The organism is Paenibacillus sp. MB22_1 (genome assembly GCF_047200555.1).
In the GTDB taxonomy this organism is placed as follows: Bacteria; Bacillota; Bacilli; order Paenibacillales; family Paenibacillaceae; genus Fontibacillus; species Fontibacillus phoenicis.
This window is the reverse complement of record NZ_JBLADV010000002.1, coordinates 1,000,428-1,018,706: the sequence shown is the minus strand read 5'-3', so window position 1 is coordinate 1,018,706 and position 18,279 is coordinate 1,000,428. Positions and strand designations below refer to the sequence as shown.

The 18,279-nt window shown below is 54.4% G+C and carries 14 protein-coding genes; 12 read left to right on the top strand and 2 right to left on the bottom strand.

Annotated features, from left to right (window positions below):
- Positions 1-17 precede the first annotated feature (17 nt).
- The 8 genes from ACL02P_RS16520 to ACL02P_RS16485 all read left to right on the top strand — a co-directional run bounded on the left by ACL02P_RS16520 (position 18) and on the right by ACL02P_RS16485 (position 11,366).
- On the top strand, positions 18-1,814 hold the full coding sequence (locus ACL02P_RS16520) for a sensor histidine kinase (protein ID WP_412837731.1): 1,797 nt from the start codon (positions 18-20) through the stop codon (positions 1,812-1,814).
- A gap of 17 nt (positions 1,815-1,831) precedes the next feature.
- Positions 1,832-3,376 (top strand): response regulator, encoded by a 1,545-nt coding sequence (locus ACL02P_RS16515; RefSeq protein WP_412837730.1) that lies wholly within the window; start codon positions 1,832-1,834, stop codon positions 3,374-3,376.
- Positions 3,377-3,506: 130 nt separating this feature from the next.
- Positions 3,507-5,210 (top strand): sugar ABC transporter substrate-binding protein, encoded by a 1,704-nt coding sequence (locus ACL02P_RS16510; protein ID WP_260070188.1) that lies wholly within the window; start codon positions 3,507-3,509, stop codon positions 5,208-5,210.
- 80 nt (positions 5,211-5,290) lie between these two features.
- Positions 5,291-6,256: an ABC transporter permease gene (locus ACL02P_RS16505; RefSeq protein ID WP_260070189.1), complete on the top strand. Its 966-nt coding sequence runs from the start codon at positions 5,291-5,293 to the stop codon at positions 6,254-6,256.
- A gap of 2 nt (positions 6,257-6,258) precedes the next feature.
- On the top strand, positions 6,259-7,218 hold the full coding sequence (locus tag ACL02P_RS16500; RefSeq protein WP_412837729.1) for a carbohydrate ABC transporter permease: 960 nt from the start codon (positions 6,259-6,261) through the stop codon (positions 7,216-7,218).
- Between the two features lie 65 nt (positions 7,219-7,283).
- Positions 7,284-8,306, top strand: a complete 1,023-nt coding sequence (locus ACL02P_RS16495) for an endo-1,4-beta-xylanase (protein WP_339300611.1) — start codon at positions 7,284-7,286, stop codon at positions 8,304-8,306.
- A 634-nt stretch (positions 8,307-8,940) separates the two neighbouring features.
- Entirely contained in the window at positions 8,941-10,233 is a 1,293-nt protein-coding gene (ltrA, locus tag ACL02P_RS16490) for a group II intron reverse transcriptase/maturase (protein ID WP_009226730.1), read from the top strand.
- Between the two features lie 149 nt (positions 10,234-10,382).
- The gene (locus tag ACL02P_RS16485; RefSeq protein ID WP_339300609.1) at positions 10,383-11,366 is read left to right on the top strand and encodes an aldo/keto reductase; all 984 of its coding nucleotides are present in this window, start codon (positions 10,383-10,385) and stop codon (positions 11,364-11,366) included.
- A 100-nt stretch (positions 11,367-11,466) separates the two neighbouring features.
- On the opposite strand, the gene ACL02P_RS16480 is transcribed toward ACL02P_RS16485, so the two are convergent.
- Both ACL02P_RS16480 and ACL02P_RS16475 read right to left on the bottom strand, forming a co-directional pair.
- On the bottom strand, positions 11,467-12,546 hold the full coding sequence (locus ACL02P_RS16480; protein ID WP_009223579.1) for an anthranilate phosphoribosyltransferase: 1,080 nt from the start codon (positions 12,544-12,546) through the stop codon (positions 11,467-11,469).
- A gap of 30 nt (positions 12,547-12,576) precedes the next feature.
- Positions 12,577-13,182: an ANTAR domain-containing protein gene (locus ACL02P_RS16475; RefSeq protein ID WP_316011086.1), complete on the bottom strand. Its 606-nt coding sequence runs from the start codon at positions 13,180-13,182 to the stop codon at positions 12,577-12,579.
- 489 nt (positions 13,183-13,671) lie between these two features.
- On the opposite strand from ACL02P_RS16475, the gene nirB reads away from it, so the two are divergent.
- Genes nirB through cobA form a run of 4 tightly spaced genes read left to right on the top strand, consistent with a single transcriptional unit; the run spans position 13,672 to position 18,149 of the window.
- Complete coding sequence (gene nirB / locus ACL02P_RS16470) at positions 13,672-16,110, top strand: nitrite reductase large subunit NirB (protein WP_036644158.1); 2,439 nt, start codon at positions 13,672-13,674, stop codon at positions 16,108-16,110.
- Positions 16,111-16,132: 22 nt separating this feature from the next.
- Positions 16,133-16,447, top strand: coding sequence for a nitrite reductase small subunit NirD (gene nirD, locus ACL02P_RS16465; protein WP_009223582.1), 315 nt, complete (start codon positions 16,133-16,135; stop codon positions 16,445-16,447).
- A gap of 59 nt (positions 16,448-16,506) precedes the next feature.
- Positions 16,507-17,379, top strand: coding sequence for a formate/nitrite transporter family protein (locus ACL02P_RS16460; protein WP_028540337.1), 873 nt, complete (start codon positions 16,507-16,509; stop codon positions 17,377-17,379).
- Entirely contained in the window at positions 17,376-18,149 is a 774-nt protein-coding gene (gene cobA, locus ACL02P_RS16455) for a uroporphyrinogen-III C-methyltransferase (RefSeq protein ID WP_127575225.1), read from the top strand. The genes ACL02P_RS16460 and cobA overlap by 4 nt, the downstream gene beginning before the upstream one ends.
- Positions 18,150-18,279: the final 130 nt, after the last annotated feature.

The following is an 18,279-nucleotide window of genomic DNA, read 5'->3' as shown; positions in this document are numbered from 1 at the left end:
CCCAAGGTGGTGCGAGCATGGGAAGATGGAGATTCCGGGGAAAAGTGAACGATATTCCGCTGAAGACGAAATTTTTGCTGATCTACTTGATTGGCGTACTGCTGCCGATCCTGGTCATTAACCTGATGTTTATGGGGCGGATGACCGGTTTTATTAAAGAACGCGAGAAGCAGAACCTGGAGATTTCCATGGAGCGTGCCCGAAAGGACATTCATGATTTTATCGACGGCGGGGTGGCTGTCAGTCATGCCCTGAACACGGATAAGACGCTGTATGAAAAGATGGATCGGACCTACTCGGACCCGGTCGATTTTTACGAAACGTTTGATGAGCAGCTGCGCAATCGGGTTACCAGCTACATTCCGGTCAATAATCAGATTCTGCGGATCGGGATATACACGACCAATCCGACGATCGTCCCCGGGGGCAATTATCATTTGATCGATGATGAGGTGAAGAACAGCGAATGGTACCGGATCTGGAGCAGCTCGTCCGACCCGGTGGTCGTCGCTGCGTACCGTGCCTCTCAAGCCTTTAACCGGGCGAATACCGAGTCTTATTTCAGCGTGATCGAGGAGATGGACTACTACGATTCCTATAACACCTTCGACAAGCTGCTAAGGATCGACATTGACCTCAGCAAAATTTACGACGTGATCGTCCGGGAGCGGGACTACCTGGATTTGTATCTGGTCAACGGGAACGATGAAATCATCGTGTCGGCGGACAGCGGCTATCGGCAGGACGCAAGCGTCGGTTATCCCAAGCTTGAATTGTCTGCCGAGGATCGGGAGAAGGGCGTAGTGTCCGTTGCCATCGGCAATGCCAAATATGTGAAAGGCTGGCGGCTGATCGGGATTCCGCAGGGAACCCGGGTATCGAAGGCGATGCTCGATATGCGCCTGTTCGTCGGGATGTTGGCGGCAGCGATCACTTTATTCACGTCGCTCTTTATCTACGTGATGCTCCGATCTTACCATTACCGGGTAAAGCGGCTGTCTCGCCATATGCAGAAGGTCACCAACGAGAAGTTCGATTTGATCAACATCGATGAAGGACGCGATGAGATCGGCGGCTTGATCCGCAACTTTAACATGATGACCGCCCGTATCAACGCGTTGATCAATAACGTTTACAAGCTGGAAATCCAGCAGAAGAGCCTCGAAGCCGAGCGGATGCGGGCAGAGCTGAACTTCTTGCAGAGTCAGATGAACCCTCATTTTCTGTTTAATACGCTGAACGCGATTTTGGTTGTCTGTACGAAAAATAACTACTCCGATGTTACGGACATCATTAAAAACCTGTCCAGGCTGCTGCGCCGGCTGCTCCGCTGGAAGGAGGACCTTGTCACGCTGGAGGAGGAGATTCGGTTTATCGACATGTATTTGAAAATCGAAAAATTCCGCTTCCGGGATAAATTCGAGTACGTCTTCGACATTGAGGAGGCAGCGTTGCATTATACGATTCCGAAGATGAGCATCCAGCCGCTGGTCGAGAACGCCTGCAAGCACGGAATTCAAGCGGTGCAGGGCAATGGGCTCGTTACCGTTAAAGCCCGCGTGGAAGACGGACGGCTTCGCATCGTCATTTCGGATAACGGCAAAGGCATCAAACCGGAGCAGCTGCGGGAAATGCTGCTAACCGTACGGAGCGAGAACACGTCCGGGAACAGCATTGGCATTCGCAATGTGTATCGCCGATTCGAGTTGTACTACAACGATCAGGTTCGCTTTAACATCGACAGCAAGCCGGGACAAGGGACAAAAGTGTGTATCGAAATTCCGGTCAAACGGCTTCAACACCAGGGAGGATAATCAGGGGGGAAAGAGCCATGAGATTCAAGGTGTTATTGGTGGATGACGAGCCGGCAGCATTGGAGGGGATGCAGCTGTGGATCAACTGGCCGGAGCTGGGCTTTGAGATATGCGGGACTAGCAGCAACGGCGCGGAGGCGCTGGAGAAGATCGGCCAGCTGCAGCCGGACCTAGTTGTTACCGATGTGCGGATGCCGGGAATGGATGGACTGGAAATGATCGAGGCGTGGCAGAAGCAGAATACCCGACAGGTCAGCTTTGCGATCGTAAGCGGATACAGTGAATTTCAATATGCACAAAAAGCGCTCCGCTTTGGTGTCACCCGGTATTTGCTGAAGCCGATTGACGAGGAGATCGCCGCCGAAGAGCTCGGGGCGATCTATCAGGAGCTGGCGGAGGAGCAGGAGCGTCAACGCATCAGCCGGATCGCTTCCTATGAGGAGACAGTGGGTCTGCTTAAGGGATGGCTCCATCCCTCGCCGGGGCTCCCTCGGGATGAGGGGCGGATCGCTGCGCTTTCGAGCCTGCGGAAGGCGTGGAATGTGTGTCTCATTCAGCCAAGAGACAGCTGCTTTGCCGAGACCCGGGAGCAAGTTGCCGCCTATGTCGGGGAGAGGGAAGCCATGTATCTCATCGATCTGGACTATAGCGGCTTGGATGAGGGCCTTCTGGCCCTGGTGTACGGATTTCATCCCGGCGAGGATGGGCCGGACGGCGCTAAATGGATCAACGAACTGGAGAGATTATGCCGCAGTCTTGGAGTCGTCGCATCGGCGGGGCAGGGCGTGACAAGCCTGCAAGAGATTCCAGCTGCGTTCAGACAGGCTCAGACAGCGATGCAGCATCAGTTTTATGCGGAAGGCCCTGCCGGGATTATGGAGTATCGTAACGTGGCTGCGCTGAAGTTCCACCGCAGGTACGATCAAACCGAGCTGGTGGATCGCATTATAGGGGCGATTCAACTGCTGGACAAAGGGGGCTTGGAGGAAGGGCTGTCCGAGGCGGAGCGTAGGTTCCGGGAACTTTACCTTACGCCGGACATCGTGCGTAAATTTGGGATTCATTTGTTTTATCTCATGATGGAACACCTGGAGGAACTCCCGGACAAGGCGGCGGAACTGCAAAGCAAATACGACATTCCCGGCACAGTTTCGGCGGTGCCAACCCTGCGGGAATTAATGGACCGGATCCAAGCGTTAGGGACAGAGTGCATCGATGGGCTTCTGATGGACAAAGCCCAACGGTCCCAGGGAGTCATTCAAGACATCAACGCCTATATCCGGGAGCATTACCGTGAGCCTTTGACGATTAAAAAGTTAGCGGAGGTGTTTTACCTTCATCCGGTTTATTTGGGCCAATTACTCCAGAAGAAGAACGGCGTTTCTTTTAACGAAATGATCCATAACTTTCGCATTGAAGAAGCCGTTGGGCTGCTCCGGGACGGAAGCTTAAATAACGGGGAGATTGCCGAGCGAGTGGGGTACGCGAACTATGGCCAATTTCTCAAGCAATTTGAAAAAAGATTGCAAATGTCGCCTAACGAATACCGAAACAGGAACTGAAATTTTGAAGGTTGAACCTTTAATTGTGAACTAGTTGCGGCTGGGTAGCGCTTTTAGAATTAAAGATAAGTTGGTGAAAGGGCTTTCAAAAAAGCTTGAACATCAACAAATCATTACGGAGGTGCTTTACATGGGGGGCAAGACCAAATCAATGCTCCGGCTCAGCGTCATCCTGCTGTTATCGCTCAGCGTCATCCTAGCGGGATGCGGCAGCGGTAATAACAACGCTACCACAGCCGAAACCAACACCGGCAATCCAGCCACTACAGGAAACAATGCCGGAGATAAAGTCGAACCGTTTGAAATCACTGCGTTTATTGGTGAAGCCGGCCAACAGCCGACGCCGGACAACAAGATTTACAAGAAGATTAAAGATGAGCTGGGCGCCACGTTTAAATTTGAATTTCTTGCCGGGGATATTAACCAGAAGCTTGGCGTTATGATCGCGGGCTCCGATTATCCCGATATTATGACCGGCAATACGAAGTTGACGGCGGCAGGCGCTTATATTCCTTTGGAAGACCTGATTGAAGAACATGCTCCGAATTTGAAGAAGCACTATGAGAAGTACTGGAACATGATGAAGGACCCGAACGACGGCCATATCTACATCCTGCCAAACTACGGGGCTTATAACGGGGAAGTCAGCACGACCTGGTATTCGGGCCCGGCGTTCTGGATCCAAAAGGCCGTTCTGGAGGAAGCGGGATATCCGCAGGTCAAAACGCTTGACGAATATTTTGATCTGCTTGTGAAGTACAAGGAGAAGCACCCGACGATCGATGGAAGCCCCACGATTGGTTTCGAAATTCTGAATTACGACTGGAGAAACTGGGGGCTGTTTAATGCGCCGCAGCATCTGATCGGACACCCGAATGACGGCGGCGTTGTCGTGAATAACGGCAAAGCGGAGATTTTCGCCGACAAGGATTATGCGATGCGGTACTACAAGAAGCTGAATGAAATGAACGCCTTAGGTTTGATCGATAAAGAGACGTTTACGCAGAACTATGACCAATATCAAGCGAAAATTTCCAGCGGCACGGTGCTCGGATTTTTCGATCAACACTGGAACTTCCAAAGTGCGGAGAACGTGTTGATTACGGCGGACAAACATGAAAGAACCTATGTGGGATTGCCGCTGGTTTATGATACAAGCATTAAAGATTACTATCTTGACCGCCCGGCGCTGAATTTGAACAACGGCTTTGGGATCAGCGTAAATGCCGGTAAGGAAAAAGCGATCAAGATCCTGAAGCTGTGGGATCGCCTGATTCAAGAAGATTGGCAAAAAATCCTCTCCTGGGGGATCGAAGGCGAAGACTACATCGTGAACGAAGAGGGCCGCTTTATGAAAACCCAAGAACAACGCGACCGGTTTACGGATGCCACTTGGAAGCTGGCCAATAAGGCGGATACGCTTTATAGCTTCAGCCCGAAAATGCAAGGTTATTTCAGTGACGGCAATGCGACGGATGCCGCCGCTCAACCGGAAGAATACAAAGCTTCGCTGGAGGAATATGATAAGAAGTTCCTTGAAGCGTACGGATACAACAGTTATGTCGATTTCTTCAGCCCGGCTCCAGAGAACCCGATCTATTATCCGGCATGGTCGGTTGACTTAGTGGAGGGTTCGGAAGCCAAGGTAGTGAACACCAAACAAAATGATCTGTCTACGAAATATCTGCCTAAAGCAATTTTGGCTGACCCAGCCGACTTCAACAAGGTATGGGATGAATACGTGGGAGAAATCCACAAGCTCAACATTAAAGCTTATGAAGACCGCATCAACGAAGTGTTGCAATGGAGAATTGACAACTGGACCGTAAAATAATCCAGGGATTCAAGCGGAGAATGGAAGGCATCCAAGCCTTCCATTCTTCGAAATCTTAGGCTTTGTGGGGAGAACAAATTATGGATGAGACCTTAATGGAAAAACACGCCGTCCCGAAAGCGAAAAAACGAAAACAACAGCAAATAACCTGGTCCCTGATCAAGAGTCAACGGCAGTTGATCTTCATGTCGGTCCCGTTATTGGCTTATATTATATTGTTTGCTTATGTCCCGGTGTGGGGCTGGACGATGGCGTTTCAAAATTATAAGCCGGCAAGAAGCTTTGGCCAGCAGGAATGGGTCGGGTTCAAGCAATTCAAGTTCCTGTTTACGGACGACAGCTTCCTTCGGGTGCTGCGCAATACGCTGGGAATGAGTATCATCAACCTGGTGCTAGGCTTTGTCACCGCAATCGCTCTGGCCTTGCTGCTGAATGAAATCAAGAAGATTTTCTGGAAAAGAACTGTCCAAACCATCTCGTATCTTCCGCACTTCCTGTCCTGGATCATCGTCACCGGGATCGTCGCAACCTCCCTTGCCTCCGATGGCATCGTCAACGACGTCCTGATGCGGCTGCATCTGATCAAGGAGCCGATCCTGTGGCTCAGCGAAGGCAAGTATTTCTGGGGTGTCGTTGGTGCATCCCATGTCTGGAAAGAGGTTGGCTGGAACACGATCATTTATTTGGCTGCGATGGCGGCGATTGACCCGGCATTATACGAAGCTGCGGATATCGACGGAGCCAGCCGATACCGGAAGATGCTTCATGTCACACTTCCCGGCATTAAGCCAACGATTGTCATTCTGCTGATCATGTCCATCGGTCATATTCTGGAAGCCGGCTTCGAGGTCCAATACCTGCTCGGGAACGGTCTGGTGGTTGACTGGGCGGAAACGATTGATATCTTCGTGCTGAAATACGGGATTGCCCAAGGCAACTACTCCCTGGCAACCGCCGGCGGGATATTCAAAACGGTCGTTAGCGTAACCATGCTGCTCTTTGCGAACTGGATCGCCAAACGGCTAGGGGAAGAGAGGCTGTTATAGAGATGGCAAACCAAACGATCACCCCAGAGCGAGTATCTGCTGCTGCTTTGCAAAGACGGGTCGGACGAGGCAAGGTGGAGCCGGTGATTTTTCATACACTGAATACCATCTTCATGATCTTTCTCGTCGTCGTGACGTTGTATCCGTTTCTGAACACCATCGTGGTTTCGTTTAACGCGGGGAACGATACGATCCGCGGCGGGATCTACCTGTGGCCGAGACAATTTACGCTTCAGAACTATAAGGCGATCTTCGTCTCCGGCACGATCTACGATGCCTTCCTGATTTCGGTGGCGAGAACGGTGTTGTCCACGATTCTGAACATCTTCCTGACAACGATGCTCGCCTATACGCTGAGTCGGCGGGAATATGTGTTCCGCAAGCCGATCACGTTGATTTTCGTGCTTACGATGTATTTTAATGCGGGGTTGATTCCAGGGTATTTCCTGATAAAGGATTTGCATTTGATCAACACGTTTTGGGTTTACGTTGTTCCCTCGATGATCAGCGCATTTAACTTGATCGTCATCCGGACGTATATCGGCACGATTCCCGAGAGCTTGGTGGAGTCGGCGAGAATTGACGGGGCAGGCGATTTCAAAATCTTCTGGTCCATCATCTTCCCGCTGTGCAAACCGGTATTAGCGACGATCGCGTTATTTGTGGCCGTAGGGGCCTGGAACTCCTGGTTTGATGCGTTCCTGTATACGTCCTCGAGACAGGAGCTCAGCACCCTGCAATATGAGCTGATGAAACTGCTGTCTTCCAGCATGAATGCCAACAGCAATCCGGCCGTTGCCAACGGGGCGGGCATGACCCAGGATACGGCGGCTTCCATGGTCACTCCGTTATCGATCCGGGCGGCGGTTACCGTGGTGGCATCTGTTCCGATCCTGCTCGTATATCCCTTCATGCAAAAATATTTCGTGGTAGGCCTTAATGTAGGGAGTGTCAAAGAATAATCGTTTTTATTTCGTGAACCGCTCGTTTGAGTATTTTCCCAGCGTGGCAGAGGAGGGGATCCATCATGAATCCAACATTCAGTTCCGTACCGGCATTAAAGGAGCTGTTTGCGGCGGACTTCAACATCGGGGCGGCGGTGAATCCGACGACGATCCGGACGCAGGAGGCGTTGCTGGCTTATCATTTTAACAGCCTGACTGCGGAGAACGAGATGAAGTTCGTCAGCGTGCATCCGGAGGAGCAGACCTATACCTTCGAGGCGGCGGACCGGCTGGTCGAATTCGCCCGAGAGCACGGCATGGCCATGCGGGGACACACGCTCGTATGGCATAACCAGACGTCCGATTGGCTGTTCCAGGATCGCCAAGGCGGGAGGGTAAGCAAGGAGGTGCTGCTCGGAAGGCTCCGGGAGCATATTCATACCGTTGTGGGCCGGTACAAGAACGAGATCTACGCCTGGGACGTCGTCAACGAGGTCATCGCGGACGAAGGGGAGGCGCTGCTGCGCACTTCCAAATGGACGAAAATCGCGGGACATGAATTTATCGCCAAAGCGTTCGAATATGCGCATGAAGCCGATCCGCAGGCGCTGTTGTTTTATAACGACTATAACGAATCGAACCCTCTGAAACGCGATAAAATTTACACGCTCGTCCAATCGCTGCTGGAGCAAGGGGTGCCGATCCATGGGATCGGATTGCAGGCGCACTGGAACCTGTACGATCCATCGCTGGATGAGATCAAGGCGGCGATCGAGAAGTATGCTTCGCTTGGGCTGCAGCTGCAGTTGACGGAGCTGGATCTCTCGATGTTCCGCTTCGATGACCGGCGAACCGACTTGACTGCGCCGGAGCCGGCGATGCTGGAGCGGCAGGCCGAACGTTATGAGGCCGTATTCCGGCTGTTGCTGGAGTATCGTGACGTCATCAGCGGAGTCACCTTCTGGGGAGCGGCGGACGATTACACCTGGCTGGACGATTTTCCGGTGCGCGGCCGCAAGAACTGGCCGTTTCTGTTCGACGCCAAGCACCAGCCGAAGGAGGCGTTCCATCGCGTTGCGGCCCTGGCTGCGGAGCAGCGGGCATAAAGGCAGCGCATGGGGGAAAACAACGATAACGGAAAACGCTTTATTCTGGTGGCGTTTTCGGTGTAAAATGGTAGAGGCCCTTCTGGTTGGAAGGGCCTCTTTTGAAGTATGGCGTGCCCAGCTAAGCACGCATCTTCTAGCCGGTGAAAGTCCGGTCGCGGGAAGGGCCAAGCCCCCGCGTAGCTAGGATACCTACGTATGGCGAAATCTGTACGTAGAAGCGTATCGACGAAAGTACCTGTCAGAGGCAGGGCGAGCAACATACCAGGCCGTAACATGAAAGTGAATCCTGCCGCGTCGTCAAAAAGGCCTCGCAAGAGGGAAAAGAGGAAGCCGAGTCCCGCGTACATGGACGAAGGCCATGGAAGCTGCCTAGAACTTGGAGCGGCAGTGAAGAATCCTCCGGCGTAGAGGGAACGGCATGGTATGAAAGAGGATGCAGTGAACTGGGGAGGCCCTCCCCTGCACGGTTGCAGAAACCGTAAAGAGGCCTTCTATAAGCCCCAGAGGTGAAGTGAACGGTCTGCAGGAAGGGAGTCCGAGGGGCTCATAGTACCGTGGAACGCAGGACAACACAACCTGCGGGAGGGAAGGAGCCCTGCTTTGTTCAAGTTTCTTGAGGAGGTACGAGTCAGTGAATGCCAAACGGCTAACAACACCAGAGGAAAACGTTCAAGAACTCCAAGGGAAACTCGGTCATGCGGCCAAGGAGAACAAGAAGCGAAGATTTCACGCGCTGTACGACAAGGTCTATCGGGTAGACATCTTATGGGAAGCGTGGCGAAGGGTACGAGCCAACGAGGGCTCGGCAGGAGTGGATGGAGAGACGTTGGCAGACATCGAGAAACAGGGAGAAATGCGTTTTGTGCTTGAATGTCAACGGCTACTGAAAGAAGGGAAGTACCATCCACAACCCGTTAGACGCCACTACATCCCGAAGAAAGATGGCAAACTGCGACCGCTGGGGATCCCGACGGTGAGAGACCGCGTCATCCAGATGGCGACCAAACTCGTCATGGAACCCATTTTCGAGGCGGATTTTCAGGACACGTCTTTCGGTTTTCGGCCTAAGCGGAGCGCGAAACAGGCGTTGGAGCGAATCCGGAAAGCATGCAACCGCAAAGGAAATTGGGTGGTCGACGTCGACATCCAAGGCTACTTCGACAACATCAATCAGGAGAAACTGATGAAGCTGATCGAAATGCGGATCAGTGACAGGCGAATCTTGAAGTTGGTGAGGAAGTGGTTAGGTGCGGGAGTGATGGAAGAAGGAAACATCCGACGCTCAGACTTGGGTACACCGCAAGGGGGAGTGATCTCACCACTGCTGGCGAACATCTACCTGAATTACTTTGATCTTCTGTGGGAACGACATGGCGGTAAGCTTGGGGAACTGACGCGTTATGCAGATGATCTGGTGATCATCTGCAAGACGAAGAAGGACGCACAGCGGGCCTATGAACTCATACGAGCGATTATGGAACGCCTGGAATTAACCCTGCACCCCACGAAAACGCGCATCGTTGGACTTTGGACTGGGGAAGAAGGCTTCGATTTTCTGGGCATGCATCATCGAAAGACGAAGGCCGAAACATCCAAAGGCCAAGTGTACTACACAACCCAGCAGTGGTTGTGCCGGAAGGCGGAAGAGCGAATACGGGAAGGGGTAAAAGAGCGATTAGCTCCGCCAGGTATGCGACGCCTGAGTTTCGAAGAGCACGTGGAGTACCTGAATCCAAAGATTCAAGGCTGGCGCAATTACTACTACACAGCTTACAGCCAGAGGAAGATGGCGAAGTTGGATTGGTATATCCGGCAGCGGTTTGCGAAGTGGTATGCTAAGAAACACAAACGCAGACGATGGTTGAGTTCGCTGCGCGAAGTGAAGTCTTTGTCTATTCAATATGGACTTAAAACGCTCTTGTAATCTGCATGCTCATGATGACGAACATCGGAAAGCCGTATGAGGGAAAACCTCACGTACGGTTTGATGAGGAGGGGCTGGGCCCCGCCCAGCCTTTCACTCTAGTTGAACCTATTTCGGATTAGACCTATCGAACCTTAGGAGGAGAATCGATGAAATATCGGGAGCTTGGTAACACGGGTCTTCAAGTCAGCGAGGTGAGCTTTGGCACTTGGGCCATCGGCGGAAGCTGGGGCAACACGAATGATGACGAGGCCCTGAAGGGCTTGGATAAAGCGATTGGAGAAGGTGTCAATTTCTTCGATACGGCGGACGTTTATGGCGACGGACATGCGGAGCGTCTGCTTGCCAAAGCGACCAAAGGGAAGGAAGACGAGATCTATATCGCGACAAAATTTTGCCGCGCTGGCGATATTCATGATCTGGAGACGTATTCCGAAGCGCGGGTGCGGGCTTATTGCGAAGCCAGCTTAAAACGGTTGGAGCGCGAGCGTATCGATCTGTATCAGATTCATTGCCCGCCGTTGTCCGTGTTGAAGGACGGCCGGGTATTTGAAGTGTTGGACAAGCTGCAGGCGGAGGGAAAAATCCGCCACTACGGCGTGAGCGTAGAGACGGTGGAGGAAGGGTTGTTCTGCCTGGGGGTGCCGGGGGTTAAGGCGCTGCAGGTCATCCTGAACCTGTTCCGCCAAAAGCCGCTCGCAGAGTTGCTGCCGAAGGCGCAGGAAGCCGGCGTGGGCATCCTTGTGCGGCTTCCGCTGGCCAGCGGCCTGCTGACCGGCAAATTCACGCCGGACACGACGTTTGCTGCCGACGATCACCGCAACTTTAACGCGAACGGTGAGCAGTTCAACGTCGGTGAGACGTTTGCAGGCTTGCCGTTCGTCAAAGGTGTCGAGCTGGCAGCGCAGCTCAGCTGGATCGCGGAAGGCCGCGGGGACATGGCCCGCGCGGCGATGCGCTGGATTCTGGACCAGCCGCAAGTCTCCTGCGTGATCCCCGGCTTCCGCAACGTGCGTCAGGTCGAGGACAACCTCGGCGCGATCGACGTGCCTTCCTTCAGCAAGGAAGAGTTAGAGCGGCTGGCCAACTTCTACCAAAACGAAGTTGCGCAGCATATCCGCGGGGCGTATTAAAGCGAAATCCCCTTATTCACCGAGCGTGGCCATCAAATTGGCGTGATTCCCGGGAATAAGGTGAATGATTCGAGAAAGCCTCCCATCATTCGCCTTGAAATCAGGCTTGATGGGGGGCTTTTGCGCGTTCTGCGGCGGCCGATTGCTCCAAGCGCAGCGTGTCGCGCCAACTGCAGTAAGTCGCCCATGGACTGCCGTCGTCCAGAAGGGCCTTGCAGGTGTAAATGCCCTCTTCGATCGAATCGACGCGCCCGGCGAGCTCCAGGCGAACCGCTCCGTTCAGCAGCACCTGGTTTACGTAAGCCGGGTGCGCTTGCCCTTGCAGCACCTGTTCGGTAACGTGCAGCTGTTTGGCTGCGTTCCAGGCGGTATCGTCTTCTTCGGGCAGCGGGGTGTCCAGCCCGTACGTTTCCGGATCGATAATGTTCAGCTTCGCTTCACCGTTGCCCACCACATAGGTGCGGGTCGGCCGATCGATAAACAGGTCCTCTGAGCCTTGTGCCCCTTGGACGATCAACGCTTTCCGGTAATCCAGCTGCTCGATGAGCTGGGCCATCCGGTCGAACACAGTATTATGGTATACACCATACACCAAATAAGGCGAATCGCTGAAGTCCAGCAGCTTCTCGATCGTATTCAAGATCGTCCGCAGACCCAGCTCTTCGCGGATCGGACGAAGCTTCTCCAGCGGCGGGCACCAGACCTCAGACGGCACGAACCGGACGCCGGAGAAGTCTGCCGGGCGGGCTGCCGGCGCCCACTCCATCAAGCGGCTGTCCACGCCCAACTCGTCAAGCAGATCGGTCAGGGTCACGCCCCACTTGGGCGGGAGCGACGGGGTGCCGTGCAGCGTGACGGGTAAACCTCCTGAAGCCAGCAGAAAGGAGGTGGCAAACGTCGCCATAAAGGAGGTGGTGCGGCCGTCATAAGGTCCGGCACAGTCGAGTCCCTGAGGAATCGGCGAGCGACGGGCATGTTTGCGAAAGACGGTCACAAATGCTTTCAGTTCCGCCACGCTCTCCAGCTTGATCCGCTGTGCCATAAAGAAGGCGCCAATCTGCGCCGGAGTCGCTTGGCCGCTGATCATCAATTCGGCGGCTTCGGTTGCTTCCTCATAGGTCAAGTCGCGGGCGCCTCTTTTGCCTCGTCCTACTTCCTTCAGGATTTCTGTCATCGTCATCGGGAGCCCCCCTTTGTTTGTAAGATCGGTTCAAAATTTTAATTGCTGATGGGCTTTGACGACCGAAGTCGCCACATCCACCATCCGTTTCCGTTCATTCATCGCCCGCTTGCGCAGCATGTCGTAAGCCTCGGCTTCGGACACTTTGTTCACGTCGCACAAGATACTCTTGGCCATGTCGATCCACTTCCGTTCCTCCAGCCGGGAGACCAATTGCGCCCGTTCATTCTGCCAGGTTTGCCTCTCAAAAAAATGCCTAGCGCTGAAATGCAGCGCCCAATGCAGCTCCGATGCCGTCATGGACGGGGAGAGCAGGCCGTCAACGGGGACCTCTGTCTCACATGCCTCCAATGAGGAGCTTGCCGTCTCGGGGCTACACCACCAGAGGAGCGGGAGGGGCTTCCACTTGAGCAGCATGTTGCCCCAGCGCTGCATCCCCTCAAGCGGCATATCCAGCACCGCAGCGTCAACCTCCTTGATCCGTTTGCGAATTTGCGGCTCCTGACAGGAGGCGAAGACTTGATACCCGCTCGTTTTGAGGAAGGTTTCGGGATCAGCCAAGGGCAAAGACTTCAGGGGATCTGTCGAGGCAGTCCCGGGTAAACCGGCTTCGCGAATGACCAATAAGAAGCGCATCGAGAGGGATCCCTCCTATCCATAACGATCTGTTTCATAATCCAAGCGGTGTTTAGCTTTAAAGTCATAAAGGATCGAGATACACGAATAACTTCAACAACTGCAACTGCGAAATTGCAGCGAGGAAAGAAAACCTTACATCACATTTCAAATTTTAAAGGATAAATGTATTTTCTCGCCTTTTTTCTGAAAAATCAATACAAATGTAATGAAAACTGACATAAAAATTTTAATCACACAATTTTATGTAATGTATATTGACATAACCTCCAACCTCCTTTATAGTTAATGTCAACTCAACACTTGATTCAAATTTGTTTATTCAAAAATTCGATCGTAATCATGCTGGGTACAATGGGGTGCCCGCTAGAAGCGGCAATGGAGCCTGTCTTCGCAATCCGTAGAAATCACGTGGTGTAGCTGCGTGTCTCTAGGGGCGAAGCAGGCTTTTTGTGTTTTCTTGGTAATTTGGGAAAAGGGGAGATGGAGATGAACCAAAAGAAAAAGATGGTGCTGGTCGGTAACGGGATGGCGGGAATCCGCACGGTGGAGCATGTGCTGAAGCTGGCTCCGGAGGCGTACGAGATTACGGTCTTCGGTGCAGAGCCGTATCCGAACTACAATCGGATTATGCTGTCTTCGGTGTTGGCTGGCGGGGCAGACATGAAGGAGATTGTAATTAACGATTTGGCCTGGTACGAGGAAAATCACATCAACCTCTATCTGGGCGATGAGGTTGTTCGGCTCGATACCGATAAGCGCAAGGTCGTATCGGCCTCCGGGGTAGAAGCAGAATACGACGCATTGATTTTGGCCACGGGCTCCAATCCATTTATCTTACCGATTCCCGGGGCACGCAAGGATGGCGTCATCGGGTTCCGCAATATCAAGGACTGCGAGCTGATGATGGAGGCCTCCCGCAAACATAAAAAAGCTGCGGTGATCGGCGGCGGTCTCTTAGGCCTGGAAGCGGCCCGCGGGTTGCTTAATCTCGGCATGGACGTCACCGTCGTGCATATCCATCCTTACTTGATGGAGCGTCAGCTCGACGAGCCGGCATCGCGGATGCTGCAACATGAGCTGGAAGCGCAAGGCATGAAGTTCCTCATGCAAAAGCAAACAGCCAGCATTTACGGCGGACGGCGGGCCGAGGGGCTGGAATTTGCAGACGGAAGCCGGTTGGAAGCGGACCTCGTTGTGATGGCCGTCGGCATCAAACCAAACATTGAATTGGCAAAAGAGGCAGGCCTTAATGTGGCGCGAGGCATTATCGTCAACGATTATCTTGAAACCAGCGCACCGGGGGTTTATGCCGTTGGGGAATGCGCTGAGCATCGCGGCATCGCCTACGGGCTGGTGGCCCCGCTCTATGAGCAAGGCAGTGTATTGGCCAAGCGGCTGGCTGGTGTCGAAACCGCCGCGTACGAAGGATCCGTCACTTCGACGAAGCTGAAGGTGTCGGGAGTAGATGTTTTTTCTGCGGGATATTTCAATGATGCGCCAGGCACGCGCTCGCTGCGCATTCAAGACGAACTGGAGGGCACGTACCGTAAAATCGTCCTGCAAGACGATCGGCTCATCGGCGCGGTACTGTTCGGCGACACAACGGACGGCCCATCGTTATTTGCTAAGATCAAAAGCGGAGAATCCGTAGCCGGGAAAGAGAAGGAGCTGCTGCTTGGGTTTACTCCGGGTCAAGCCGGGGCAGGGGCCTCGTCCCCGAATGCCCGGTTGGCCGCAATGGCGGACGACGAAATCATCTGCGGCTGTAACGGCGTCACCAAAGGCACCATCGTCGAAGCGGTGAAGGGCGGCTGCTCCAGCGTCGGCGAGATCAAAGCGTGCACGAAGGCGTCCGGCTCCTGCGGCGGCTGCAAACCGCTGGTCGAGGGACTGCTGCATCTATATGCAGAAGGCGATGTCAAAGCGGTGAAGGAAGGCATCTGCGGCTGTACGCCGCTGGGCCGTGACGAAATTGTCGCCAGCATCAAGGAGATGGGGCTCAAGAGTGTGCACGAGGTGATGAACGTGCTGGAATGGCGCGAGCCGGAGGGCTGCTCGAAGTGCCGCCCGGCGTTGAACTACTACCTGGGGATGCTGTGGCCGGCTGAGTATGTGGATGAGAAAGAATCCCGCTTCGCCAACGAACGTTACCATGCCAACATTCAAAAGGACGGAACGTTCTCTGTGGTGCCTCGGATTTACGGCGGTGTAACCTCACCGGCTGAACTCAAGCGAATTGCGGCGGTTGCCGAGAAATACCAAGTGCCGATGGTGAAGTTCACCGGCGGACAGCGGCTTGACCTGCTGGGCGTAAAGAAGGAAGATTTGCCGAAAATGTGGGAGGAGCTCGATATGCCGTCCGGTCATGCGTACGGCAAGGCGCTGCGGACGGTGAAGACCTGCGTCGGCTCCACGTTCTGCCGGTTCGGGACCCAAGATTCCATTAGCATGGGCATTCAGCTGGAAAAAACGTTTGAACGCCTGAACACCCCCGGCAAGGTTAAACTGGCGGTATCGGGTTGCCCGCGGAACTGCGCCGAAGCCACGATTAAGGACCTTGGCGTTGTGGCTATCGACGGCGGTTGGGAGATCTATGTGGGCGGTAACGGCGGTGTGAAGGTTCGGGCGGCAGATTTGCTCTGCGTAGTGAAGACCGAAGATGAAGTGGTCGAATGGACCGCAGCGTTCTTGCAGCATTACCGTGAGCAAGCCAGCTGGAACGAACGGACAGCGCAGTGGGTTGAGCGGGTAGGATTGGACGCCATCAAGGCAGTGTTGGAGCAAGCCGATGAACGGAAAGCACTGGCTGAGCGGATTCAAGACACCTTAAGCCGGACGACAGACCCGTGGAAAGAAATTATTGAAAACCAGGAGCTGCGTAAAAACTTCGAACCGCTGCAAGACGTACAACTGCAAAATTCGTGATCTTTTTTGGGGGGCAGATACCATGATAACTAAAATTCAAGTGGCACGGTTGGACGACATTGATCGGCTTGGTTCACGTACGGTGTTTGTTGAGGGGAAGGAGGTTGCGATTTTCCGCCTCAGCGACGGCAGTGTTCACGCCATTGAAAACCGCTGTCCGCACAAAGGCGGCAAGTTGTCAGAAGGGATGGTGTGCGGTTCAGCCGTGCACTGTCCCCTGCACGATTGGAAGATCAATCTGCGGAGCGGACGTGTCCAAGAGCCCGACCATGGGGAGGTCACGGTCTATGAGATCGAAGTGGATGAAGCGACCGGAGCTATATATATTTCACTGTAGCGTATAGGGCGTATAGAGCGTATAGAGAATCGCAGTGCGAATAAAGGAGTGGACGAACCATGGATTACGTCAAACCAGGAGAAGTACTAGGGAGCATGATTGAGACCGGGAAAAATAAAGCCAACCTCAGCATTCTGCAGTTGCTGGTCAAAGGATTTTTGGGCGGAGCGATCCTGGCGTTCGCCACCACCTTGGCGTTTACCGCGACGCAACAGACCTCGCTGGGGATCGTGGGGGCGGTGATTTTCCCGGTTGGCTTTGTGATGATCGTCCTGTTGGGCCTGGAGCTTGTCACTGGCAGCTTCGCCTTGATCCCGCTGGCTGTGATGGAACGGCAGGCTTCGCCGGGGCGGATGTTGTCCAGCTTTGGATGGGTGATCCTCGGGCATCTCATCGGCTGTGCTGTGTATGCTGTTCTCTATGGGCTGACGATTACGAAAATGGGCACGGACCTGTCCCACCCGCTTGTGCAGATGTTGATCCAGACGAGCGAAGCGAAGACGCTGGCTTACAAGCAGATGGGCGGCAGCGGTCTCGCGCTGGTCACCATCAAGGCTGTTCTGTGTAACTGGATGGTTACGCTGGGCGTGGTGATGGCGATGACCTCGAAGTCGACGGCAGGCAAAATCGCAGCGATGTGGTTGCCGATCCTGATCTTTTTTGCACAAGGGTTCGAGCATGCGGTCGTGAATATGTTCGTCATCCCGGCTGGCATGATGCTGGGAGCGGACGTCAGTATGGCCGACTGGTGGCTGTGGAACCAAATTCCTGTCTTGATCGGCAACTTCCTGGGCGGCGTCGTGTTCACCGGTTTGATGCTGTATGTGGCGCAAAAAGGCAGCTTGCGGCGCGGAGTAGCCGCGCAGGTTGCAGGAACGGAAATGGCTGAGCCGGATGGCCGCGCGTTGTCCGTGGCAGGGGAACGCCTATGAAGCACCCCGGGATGGTAAGTATTATCGGAGCGGGACCCGGCGACCCCGAGTTGATCACGGTCAAGGCGATGAACCGGCTGCGGGAAGCCGAGGTCGTGTTGTATGACCGCCTCGTCAGTGAAGAGCTGCTGGCATACGCCGGGCCGTTCGCGGAGCTGGTGTACGTCGGCAAGGCGCCGGGACGCCACGCGATGCCGCAGGAGGAAATCGAGCGCTGGCTGATCCGCTACGCCATGGACGGGAAGCGGGTCGTGCGCCTGAAGGGCGGCGACCCGTTCGTCTTCGGGCGCGGCGGGGAGGAGGCGCTGGCGCTGGCCGCTGCGGGAATCCCCTATGAGGTGATTCCCGGCATCACATCAGCGCTGGGCGCGGCGGCTTCCGCCGGCGTGCCGCTGACGCATCGCGGGGCGGCCGCCTCGTTCGCCTGTGTGACCGGCAGCCGCTGCCACGGCGATCAGACGCCGATCCGCTGGGACCTGCTGGCGCATAGCGTCGACACGCTGGCGATCTACATGGGCGTCAGCCAAATCGGCGCCATCCGCGAGGAGTTGCTCCGCCATGGCAAGTCGGCTTCAACGCCGGTGGCGTTGATCGAACGCGGCACGACCTGCCGGCAGCGCACGTTCACTTGTACCTTGGACGACATGCACAAGCTGGCCGCCGCCGTGAAGCTGAGCAATCCGGCGCTGATCGTCGTCGGCGAGGTGGTGCGCGTCCGCGAGCAGCTGCAGTTGTTTGAGCATCAGGCGGAGGTGTACTACGGGTCGTGAAGCGAGGGAGGTCATGGGTGGTTGCTAACTTACTACCGCCCCACTATCCCTTGCTTATAGACTAACTGCAAAAGTGCAGTTCATTTTGAGGAAAATCGGCTTTTCTGCGAGATTAAGTGTAAAAATGCAG